At 47.7% G+C, this 5,296-nt stretch carries 5 protein-coding genes; 2 read left to right on the top strand and 3 right to left on the bottom strand.

The annotated features are described in order from the left end of the window. The first annotated feature begins 174 nt into the window (after positions 1-174). Positions 175-651, top strand: coding sequence for a PaaI family thioesterase (locus CAG65_RS08795; protein WP_161453386.1), 477 nt, complete (start codon positions 175-177; stop codon positions 649-651). On the opposite strand, the gene CAG65_RS08790 is transcribed toward CAG65_RS08795, so the two are convergent. After that, positions 648-2,003 (bottom strand): hypothetical protein, encoded by a 1,356-nt coding sequence (locus CAG65_RS08790; RefSeq protein WP_021703235.1) that lies wholly within the window; start codon positions 2,001-2,003, stop codon positions 648-650. The genes CAG65_RS08795 and CAG65_RS08790 overlap by 4 nt on opposite strands. A 100-nt stretch (positions 2,004-2,103) precedes the next feature. Between CAG65_RS08790 and CAG65_RS08785 the strand changes: the two genes are divergently transcribed. After that, the gene (locus tag CAG65_RS08785) at positions 2,104-2,937 is read left to right on the top strand and encodes a CvfB family protein (RefSeq protein WP_021703236.1); all 834 of its coding nucleotides are present in this window, start codon (positions 2,104-2,106) and stop codon (positions 2,935-2,937) included. Positions 2,938-3,109: 172 nt separating this feature from the next. On the opposite strand, the gene rsmF is transcribed toward CAG65_RS08785, so the two are convergent. Together rsmF and CAG65_RS08775 are read right to left on the bottom strand one after the other, a co-directional pair. Further along, positions 3,110-4,531, bottom strand: coding sequence for a 16S rRNA (cytosine(1407)-C(5))-methyltransferase RsmF (rsmF, locus tag CAG65_RS08780; protein WP_161453385.1), 1,422 nt, complete (start codon positions 4,529-4,531; stop codon positions 3,110-3,112). Between the two features lie 109 nt (positions 4,532-4,640). Continuing rightward, positions 4,641-5,296: MlaD family protein (locus CAG65_RS08775; protein ID WP_161453384.1), on the bottom strand; the 656-nt coding region annotated here is incomplete at its 5' end.

The following is a 5,296-nucleotide window of genomic DNA, read 5'->3' as shown; positions in this document are numbered from 1 at the left end:
CTGCAAGATTATATTGTTGAACACCAAGGAATAGATGTTGCAGTGACGGCGTAACTTAATCGATGGCGAGAGGAGAATATAAGAGACTGTCATCTCGCCATTTGTAACATTTCATTGACATTTTGCTAGTTTTTTTATCAACTGGTCTGACCAAGTTAAAGGCAGGCAGATGTCATGAATTCTTCTCTACGCAAAGCAAACCTGTACCTCAGTTTGTTCGGCTTCTTTAAAGTACCGCTGATTTGGTGGTGCCGTCCTAAAATCCTCCACCTCGATGAGCGTAAAGTTGAGGTCCGTATTCCTCTGAAAAAGAAAACCAAAAATCACCTCAACAGCATGTATTTCGGCGTCTTGGCTGTTGGTGCTGATGTGGCTGGCGGCTTCATGGCGATGAGCAAAGCAGAGTCACGCGGCGAGAAGATTTCACTAGCGTTTAAAGCGGTTGAAGGGAAGTTCCTCAAACGACCAGAAGCTGACGTGCATTTTGTTTGTGAGGATGGCCCACTGATTGATGCCATGCTGGATGAAACATGTCGTTCGGGCGCGCGCGTCAATCAGGCGGTGAAAATCACCGCCGTCTGTCCGACATTACATGGTGACGAGCCTATGGCAGAGTTTTTATTGACACTTTCACTGAAGAAAGTGGTTTAGTCATCCAGTTCAATTTGTTCAATGGCCACTATTCTGCTGCGGTTTAATACAATCTTCCAGCGATAGTATTTCACTTCGCCATTGAGAGTGTTCTCTTTGGCGACAAGGTTGAGCAGGTGACGTTTCTCTACCGACTCTCTGGTGACCTGGCCATTATTCAGCACGTAGAGTTTGTTTGAACCTTTATCCATCAACCGAGTGAGGAAACGCATGTTAATAAACATGGTCTCCCGTGTTTCTTCGTAACCGCTCATGAATTTAGAGGTCGACATTTCCGTGTGCGAGCGGTAATGCAGGATTTGTTCTTCACGTTGTGCCACGCGCTTTTTGCGGATCGTCTGAATACGGTCTGGCAACTCGCTGAGTTTTTCAAAGTCCAGCCACTCGCTTTTCTGACCGACTGTTTTGTTGGTCGTCGGGTCGATGTAGCGTCGACGCCATTTAGGCTTACCTCTGCGAATCCAACGCCATAAGGCATCACGCAGGTCGTCTTTAAAAATTTCGCGCAGAGCGTAAATCAAAGACATGGCAACGATGAAAGAAGCAGTGATTTCTCCCCAATAGTCTCGGGCTAGAACGGCGGTGATGGTTACAAACACCATCACCAGACCTGTTGCAAAGCCTTTGACTGCGCGTTTCATATTTTTTCCCAGAGATATGGTTTTCTCTTTAAGCAGAATTGGGTGCTCAATCAAACGACGCAACAGGCGCATTTTATTGCTCATGCGCGTGACATCTTCACGCACGCTTTGAGAATTGTATTCGTTGAGCTTACGATGCGCGGCTTCTTTTTCAACAATAGCGATCAGGCGTTCTTTAATGGTTTTGTAGTCACCTTCGCGGGGCAGGTGAGCCACCAGCGCCAAGAACTTCTGACCGGTATACCAGGAGAGGTAATTATCAATATTGGCATAGTAACGTTTGAGGTTTTCTTCATACGGGATACTACGGCGCAGGCGTTTTAGAATATCGAGTGCGAGCTCTATAATTTCATCAATTTCGTCTTCGGTGACCGGTGACGCTTCATTTTTTCGTAGCTCACTAACGGCCTTATCCAGAGCAATCACGTACTGATAGGCGAATAAGCTCAGGCTGACCCGGTATTGCGTGGTAGAAAGGTGGCCCCGTTTTGCCAAGCGACTGTGTACCAAAGGCAGAAGTATCTTGTCACTGAAGTAGGCACGTTTCTGCTGCATTGAGCCGTAGTACAGCTCAGATTCGGAGGTGACTTCCGGTGTCAGTCCCAACTCACCGGGGACAAACAGATACCAATCTAATCGACACTTTTTGCTGGTTGCCAGCGCGTGAGAAATGCGGAGAGTGATGCCATCGTGTTTATCAACTGTGACCAAAAGTGCGCCCCTGAAAAAATAGATAAATTCCTTTCGAAGAGAGAGCAAGGATATCAGAGTTTAGGTATAATCACCGCAAATTTGAGATGAGACAGAAAAAATGATTAAAGTTGGTCAAATAAACCGCCTGGAAGTGGTAAAACGCGCGGATTTTGGACTTTTTCTGGATGCGGGTGACTTTGGTACCACGCTGCTGCCAAACAGACATGTGCCGGAAGGGACAGAAATTGGGCAGTCTCTGGATGTGTTTCTGTATTTTGATTCAGACAGTCAGCTTGTGGCTACGACCGAAGAGCCCATTGCTCAAGTGGGCGAGTGGGGGCTGATGAAAATTGAAGGCGTAAACAGCACGGGCGCGTTCGCCAGTTGGGGGATTAAAGACAAAGATCTGCTGATCCCATACAGCGAGCAACGTAGTCGTTTACGCGCAGGACAAACGATCCTGGTATATGTCTATACCGATAAGGCGTCGGGTCGTATTGTTGGTACCACGAAGTTTAATAAACTATTGGACAAAGAACCGGCTAATTACACGTGTAATCAGCAGGTTGAACTGCTGATCGCTGAACGTAGTGATCTGGGTTATAAAGCGATCATTGACGGCAAGCATTGGGGCATGATTTTTTCATCGGATGTTTTTGGCAAGGTTTTCATCGGTAAGCGCTTAAAAGGGTACATCAAAGAACTGCGCCCAGATGGCAAAATCAACTTGTCGTTACAGAAAGTGGGCGTCGCCAAAATGGATGATTTGAGCGAAAAAGTACTTGATCTACTTGAGAAAAAAGGCGGGTTCCTACCTTTGAATGACAAGTCATCGCCGGAGGCTATTTTTGCTGCGTTCCGAACCAGTAAAGGCACATTTAAAAAGACGATTGGTGGCTTGTATAAGCAAGGCCGAATTGTCATTGAAAAGGATGGCATTCGTCTCGCATAACGCAGCGGTTAAAAAACGGCCTAAAACCGATCCTGTTTTAGGCCTAGGGGAAGGGCTCCTACAGAGCCTGCGCTAAATCACTGATATCATTTCACTTAATGACTACTTAATTGTAGTACATAATCGTGATTTCGCTAGGCTCTGGCAGAATTTCATACTATCGTTTGACGGTTCAGAACAAGTTTTTATCTCTAACTAGTTCTCTTGGAAGGCCATTTTTAATCCGGTTGCCCACCCACTTTCCAAGGCCGATCACATCGTTATCTAATTTTACGATCACTTCTCCCTGGCCTGACAGGCCCTCTGGGCGTACATCCCGGCCCATAAACCACTCTCGTGCATCGTCTACCGATATGCAGACGCTGTTTGCTTCATCACCGGTGGCTAACGCTGTTGCGACCTGATGTTGCCAGCGATATCCTTTTTTGTGCGCCTCGGCGATTTTTATCCCCATACGTGAAAAGCGTAACTCGCCAATCATAGGTTCCAGTGCTTCAGGAAACAGCCACACGTCGTTGTCACGCAGCCAGATTTGGGTGTTATCAGGCAGCCTGATGTCTAGGGTGTTACGTAACTGTATTTCGATATCGCTACTGATTTTCTTCGAGGCTTTTTCAAACGGGAACTTACCCATCTTCTTCTTTACGTCTGGCGGGACGACTGAGCCTGTTTTACGAAGTCGGGCCACAAAGAAGCCTTCGCAATCGTATACCTGTGGGAAAATGTGTAAAAAGCCATCCTCGGTGATGGCATGTTCTGCGCCTTCAAACAGAGAGTGCAGTGGTTCGAACTCAACGTTTTCACCAAACGTGTTTTTCAGGTGATGACAAACCTGCTGGTTTTCTTCAATACTCAATGTACAAGTTGAATACACCATGACACCACCTGGCTTGAGGGCATGGAATGCGCTTTCAATCAAATCCTTCTGCGTTTCAGAGATGGAAATAACCGACTCTTTGCTCCAGTTTTTCATCGCATCGGCATCCTTACGCACGGTGCCTTCCCCGGAACAGGGCGCATCAATCAAGACCGCGTCAAATTGCTCTGGTAACCAGCCACCAAAAACACGGCCGTCAAAGTTGCTCAACGCACTGTTTCTTACGCCGCAACGTTCAATGTTGGCATGCAGGACTTTTACCCGGCTGGATGAAAACTCGTTGGCGACTAGAACGCCCTGATTGTTCATCAAAGCCGCGATTTGTGTGGTCTTTGAACCCGGAGCCGCGGCCATGTCCAGCACGGTATTAAATTGTGGTTGGTGCTCAAATAATGCGGACACCGGCATCATTGAACTGGCTTCCTGGATATAGAACAAACCAGCCATGTGCTCAGCGGTGTTCCCTAGTGGGACCTGCGATTCGTCTGCTTCAATCCAGAAACCGGTCTCACACCAGGGAACCGGAGACAGAACCCAACCTTTTGTGGCGGCACGGCTTAGGAAATCGTCGACGGAAACTTTCAGGGTGTTTACACGGATGCTCTTACGCAACGGACGTTGGCACGCTGCCACGAAATCGTCCATGTTGAGATGAGCAGGAAGGATAGACGCTATTTCCTGAAGAAACGCGTCTGGCAGATAGACATTCTGGTGCAAGTGTTTAGCCCGTTAAAAAATTTGCGCAGATTATAACGGAAAAGTGCGGTAATTGGAGTGTTTCACACAAAGAAACCGCGCCGCCATTGGCTGCGCGGTGTATCGGAGACTACGGCTTAGGAATGGCGGTCCGCCATTTGAGCCAGTTATCTTCGGCGGCGGGATAAAGGTAGAAAGACTGGCCTTTTTTTGCTGCAGGAGAGAGATTGGGTTGTTCAGGTGTCGCGAAAGAAATTCCGCCGCGCACCAGTGAGTCCAATGTGCCGGCTTTTATGCTCGCGCCTGCCAGACCAATCGAAACATCGACACCGGAAGTATTCCAGAATACGGTATTAGTGCGAATCAAATAGGCGTATTGAGGCTGGATCCGGATGGTACTGACCACACGATCAGCGAATTCGCCCAAACGCACGTCTGTGACCTCACCAACTTCCATATCACGGAATAAAACTGGCGTACCTACGGCCACGGAACCACGCTTTTCTGCCTGTAAGGTAAACTCAATACTGTTGGTTTGCATCGGTTGGTGACCCAGAGAAAATAGACTCTGGGTTTTTCCTTTGCCGGGGGCGACGTTAATTGATTTACTCAGCAGATTCTGCAAGTTTTTAACACCACCAAGGCCAATTTCAAGCTCCGCCATCCAAAAGTGACTACCGGCTCGTGCGATGTGATCGGCAAATTCAGGTAAGACGCGCACTTTCACCTCGACTTCATTACTTTTGAAGCTTGGGTAAACGAGTGATACTTCACCCACCTGTACAC

Source organism: Vibrio sp. V39_P1S14PM300 (genome assembly GCF_009904765.1).
Classification (GTDB): domain Bacteria; phylum Pseudomonadota; class Gammaproteobacteria; order Enterobacterales; family Vibrionaceae; genus Vibrio; species Vibrio proteolyticus.
This window is presented reverse-complemented; position numbering and strand designations above follow the sequence as displayed.